Here is a 4,080-nt window from a genome sequence, read left to right as displayed (position 1 = left end):
TCTCTTGGGCGTTCGGCGAGCCGTCTTCAAGTCTTGTGTCTTGTGTCTTGTGTCTCCTGAGTAACTTGGCTTGGAATCACGGGATAGCAACGATTTGGAAACCGAGAGCCTCAGCCTGCTTTTCTAGTTTATTGAGCTGCTTTTTGCGGTTCTGGGGCGTGATTTTGAATGCCTCTGTCTCGTCGTAGGGCCGCCCGGTGGCGATCATGGCATAGACGACTCGCGCCAGTTTGTGGGCCGTGGCGGTGATCCCCTCCGCCTTGCCAAGGCGACCTTTGATGCGGCGGCTGTATTGACCCATCAAGCCCTTCGCGTTGGCCAAGCCTAGCGCACACAGCCGGAAGGCGTCAGCGAGCCGATTCTTTACCGAGCGTGTCTTGGCCTTGAGCACTTTGCCTCCACTGATATCGTTGGCTGGGTTCAACCCCATCCACGAGCAAAACTGTGCAGGAGTGGGAAAAGCGTTGAGGATTTGCTCACGAGTTCCGAGTTCGCTCATCATCACACCGAGCAGCCCGCTGCCCACGCCGTCAATCGCGCCTAGGTCCACGCCGTAGAATCGTGCTGCCTCGGTCTGCAAGTCCATACGCAAGGTGTTCTTCCCGGGGGGCTTGCCTTTCTTCAGCGCCGGTGGCGGAGCACCTTCGGCGGCATCATCGCCATCATTGGGCAGCGGGGCGATCCCCTTGATGAGCACTTCTATGCGCTCATCCAGTTCCGCCAGGGCCTTGAGTTGATAGAGCCATTGGCTCTGGCACTGCGCGAGAACAAAGAGATATTCCGGGCGATAGTCCCCCTGCAAGGCGGAGATGACAGTTTGCTCGCTGCTCTTACAGCGGCGGTCCCGCAAAGCCGCGAGTGTCGCCGGATCGCGCTCGCCAGCCAGAATTGCGGTAATGATGGCTTGAGCGCTCACACCGTCCAGATCGCTGAAGACATGGTGGATTTTCAAATTCATCTCGGTGAGCACCTTCTGCATGAGCAACACCTGCCGGGACAACTCCGAGACCAATCCCGCCCGGTGGCGCATGAGATAGCGCAACGGCAGGATGTCCTGGGCGGGACGGAATGATTTTTTGAGCAGTCCGGCGGCGTGGAGTTGCTGGAGCCACTGGGCATCGCACACATCGGTCTTCTTGCCAGGCACGCCTTTGACATGGCGCGCGTTGACCAGGTAAACCTCTATACCAGCCTGCTCCAGCACATCGAAGCAGGTGACCCAGTAGTTGCCCGTGCTTTCCATTGCCACGGTTTTGACACCACAGGCTAACAGCCAGTCGCGCAACTCGTGAACGCCACCCGTGAAGGAACTGAAAGTGCGAACCGACACGGCGTCGCGATCCGGTGGAACAGCCGCAACGATTTCATCGGCACCGATGTCGATGCCTGCGGCATCGGGTTGGGCGGTGGTGTTGATACACTGCTGGGTCTTGCTGGGACGGTTCTTCTTGCGCCGCTTGAGGCGAACATGGATCGGCTTGCACTTCATACTTATCGGGGTTGGGGTTGGGGTTGGGTGGCAAAAGGGCGATCGGCTAGAACAATTCGGACAATCTCCTGAACGGGGTCACTTCCCAAAAACCGGGCCTTCGCCCGGTCCCAAGTCGCGCCACCAATGCTCCATTCGCGAGGATCGCTTCCATGCTTGCGTACGGGCTTGAGGCAGACCGCCCCATCACCAGTGACAAATCGGACTACACTCCTCTTGCCGCGAGGAGTTTACCGCAAAAGCCACGCCGCTGGCAACCCAAGTTACTGCCCACTCCATACCCGCCCCGGGTTCCGTGCTTGTGTCTGAGTCGCCACGTCGTTAGCCCGACTTTCGCTGTTAGTTACTAGAAATGGCTAATTTCGCTCCCCTGAGACGCTGGAACCCTTGATTTTCCAAGGGTAGCCTTGCGAAAATGCCTGTGGTGGAGACCCTCCCCATGGACAGCCCGCCCGGTTGCGTGCGATATTCGCTGCATCGGAAGATGTTTTTACGAGCGAACAAACGATTCAAGGACGGCAAGGAACACCGCTATTGGAGTGTCGTGGAAAACCGCCGCGTCACCGGGGGCGGCTCCGTTCAAAAAACCTTGCTCTATCTCGGCGAGATCAATGACAGCGACCGCGCCGCTTGGACCCGCGCTATCGAATCCGTCGATGAACGCGACCACGCCCGCCAGATTCACCTCTTCCCCGAAGACCGCACGCCCGACCCCCGCCTCGAACATTCCTCGATCAAGCTGCGCCTTGATCGCATCGAACTGTCCCGTCCACGCCAATGGGGCGGCTGTTGGCTTGCGCTGGAACTCTGGCACCGCCTCGATCTCGATGCCTTTTGGCAACCGCTGCTGCCCGACTCTCAAAAAGGTACGCCTTGGCTCAAGGTGCTCAAAACCCTCGTCGCTTATCGCCTGTTGGATCCCGGCAGCGAGTGGAAACTCCACCGCTGCTGGTTTGACCGCAGCGCCATGGCCGATCTTCTCGACGACGACTTCCGGCTCGCCGCCAAAGACACCCTCTATCGCTGCCATGATCGCCTGTTAGATCATCGCGAGGCTCTCTTCACCCACCTCAAAGACCGTTGGAGCGGACTCTTCGCTGCCAGCTATGACATCCTTCTCTACGATCTCACCAGCACCTACTTCGAAGTCGATGCCAACGGCCCGCTCACCGAGGCGAGTCGTCTCAAAGCCTTCGGTTACAGCCGCGACAAACGTCCCGACTGCGTGCAAATCGTCATCGCCCTCATCATCACCCCTGATGGCCTTCCTATCGGTTATGAAGTCATGCGCGGCAACACTTCCGACAAAACCACGCTGGCCGATATGCTCAAGAAAATCACCGACCGCTATGGCAAAGAGCGGCGCACCTGGATCATGGATCGTGGCATCCCCACCGAGGAAACCCTCGCTCAGATGCGCCAAGCCAACCCTGCCGTGCGCTACCTTGTCGGCACCCCGAAAGGTCGTCTCACAAAGCTGGAAAAGGATCTCGCCACCAAAGACTGGCAACAGGTCAAAGACGATGTACACGTCAAACTCCTGTCGCGCGACGGCGAACTATACGTATTGGCCCGCAGTCTTCCACGCCGCAACAAGGAGAGCGCCATGCGGCGCAAGAAACTCAAAGCCTACTGGGCGCGCCTCAAAGAACTCCAAAAGCGCGACAAGCTCACCCGCGATGAATTGCTGCTGGCCATCGGTGCCGCCAAAGAAAAGGCCGGCCGCAACGCTCACCGACTCGTCATGCTTCATCTACCCGGTTCCGAAGAACAAATCAGCGCCGACACCTTTCGCTTTGAGTTAAATCGGGAAAAACTCAAAGCCACTCGCCGCCACGAAGGCCAGTATTTGCTTCGCAGCAACCTAACAGGAGAAAATCCCACCGAACTGTGGCGCAACTATATTAACCTCGTGCGCATCGAAGAAAGCTTCCGCACATTCAAGGGAGACCTCGGACTGCGCCCCGTCTTTCACCAACTCGACGGACGCATCGAAGCCCACGTCTTCATCAGCTTCCTTGCCTACTGCCTGCACGTCACCCTTGAGCAATACAACAAGAAGGTGGCCACCGGCTTGAGTTCCCGCAGCGTGCTGGAGCGGATGAGCGAGATCCAGATGCTCGATGTGACCATCCCTGCCACCGACGGCCGCGAACTGCGCATGAAGCGCTACACCAAGCCCGAAAAGGTTCACCAGCTACTGCTCGACCAACTCGGCTTCACCCTGCCCGCCCAGCCCCCGCCCGAAATCAGAAATCCAATGCCTGTGGTGGAGACCTTTTGAGAAAATGAACGCAATCTCAACGATTTGGATCAGAAAAGCGCTCTAACAGCGAAAGTCGGGCTAGCAGGGCCATTCCTTTCGTCCTCCCATGAATCTAGGCTCTCATATCCTTCCTCCTCAGTTCCCGCCCAGCGGATTTAAACTTTGAAGGACCCCAAAAGACGCTGGTTCGAATCCAGCTTGTCAGACTCCCACGCGCAAATCCCTGACACTCCACAGCAGTCCCTTTGCTCCGCTGCCGCTGCCCCTCATCGCCCGCGCTCCATTCTTGCGCTTCGTGCTGAATCGCTCCCGTGCCAGTGCAAAC

Annotated in this window: 2 protein-coding genes; one reads left to right on the top strand and one right to left on the bottom strand. The window is 58.1% G+C overall.

Annotated elements, in window-relative coordinates; genetic code table 11:
- Positions 1 to 76: 76 nt before the first annotated feature.
- Positions 77 to 1,489, bottom strand: a complete 1,413-nt coding sequence (locus QZY44_RS33455; RefSeq protein ID WP_295458010.1) for an IS110 family transposase — start codon at positions 1,487 to 1,489, stop codon at positions 77 to 79.
- Between the two features lie 439 nt (positions 1,490 to 1,928).
- On the opposite strand from QZY44_RS33455, the gene QZY44_RS33450 reads away from it, so the two are divergent.
- Positions 1,929 to 3,773, top strand: a complete 1,845-nt coding sequence (locus tag QZY44_RS33450) for an IS1634 family transposase (protein ID WP_295458005.1) — start codon at positions 1,929 to 1,931, stop codon at positions 3,771 to 3,773.
- Positions 3,774 to 4,080 lie beyond the last annotated feature (307 nt).

Origin of the sequence: uncultured Thiodictyon sp., from assembly GCA_903837595.1 — a bacterium.
Classification (GTDB): domain Bacteria; phylum Pseudomonadota; class Gammaproteobacteria; order Chromatiales; family Chromatiaceae; genus Thiodictyon.
The sequence above is the reverse complement of the archived record's forward strand: the minus strand, read 5'-3'. Positions and strand labels throughout refer to the sequence as shown.